The sequence below is a fragment of the Streptomyces sp. SID12501 genome, assembly GCF_010550245.1.
Classification (GTDB): Bacteria; Actinomycetota; Actinomycetes; order Streptomycetales; family Streptomycetaceae; genus Streptomyces.
This window is the reverse complement of sequence record NZ_JAAGLU010000168.1, coordinates 1-780: the sequence shown is the minus strand read 5'-3', so window position 1 is coordinate 780 and position 780 is coordinate 1. Positions and strand designations below refer to the sequence as shown.

The following is a 780-nucleotide window of genomic DNA, read 5'->3' as shown; positions in this document are numbered from 1 at the left end:
AGCGCGGGCGTCGACGTCCTGAACGGTGACGCCTACGCCGCCGCCTGCTTCGCGGCGCTCTACGAGATCACGCGCGAGCCCGCGCTGCTCGCCGAGGTGGCCGAGGTCGCGGACCACCTGGCGACGCACCTGGGGGCGCACGGCGAGGACGAGTGGGTGTACAGCGTCGACGGGAAGGCCGCCGTCGTCGGTGGCTTCAGCGTCGCCTACCAGGCGACCGTCGTCGGGCTCGGGAGCTGGTGGGCGGGCGGGGTGCCCGACGAGGTCGAGTGGCGTGCCGCACTGGCTCGCGCCGCACGTCGCGCCGCGGGCTCCCTGGAACGCGGTGACCGCGACGACGAGTGGGCCACGTGGGTGCCGGACTGGTCGGTGGTGCCGGAGATCTGCTGGCTCGCGGCCGTCGAGGGCGTGCCCGCCCCGTCCGTCGCTGCCGTCGTCGAGGAGGCGCTGTCCGACGCCGGCCGCACGCCGGTCCCCGGGCGTGAGGGCCGGACCGCGCTCAAGACGCCGGTGCGCGTGGCTGCCAACTGCGCGGCGAGCCTCGTCCTGCTCCGGACCCGCCCCGACCTGCGCCTGGAGCCCCTGACGGGGGTCGTCGACGCCGAGCGGTACCTGAGCCGCCACGCGGACGACGCGTCGCGGCCGGGCACCACCCGGTGGGCCTACACCCTCGTCGAGGACGGCGCGGTCGAGGTGGAGCTCCCCAATCGCGTGCGCGTCCGCCTGGACCGCGACGCAGGCGCCTGGGCGCACGGCGGCCGGGCCCAGGCGCAGAGCACC

1 protein-coding gene is annotated in these 780 nt (G+C 76.7%); it reads left to right on the top strand.

Translation table 11 applies throughout. The features are described from left to right. Positions 1-780: hypothetical protein (locus tag G3I71_RS45020; protein WP_164324688.1), on the top strand; the 780-nt coding region annotated here is incomplete at both ends.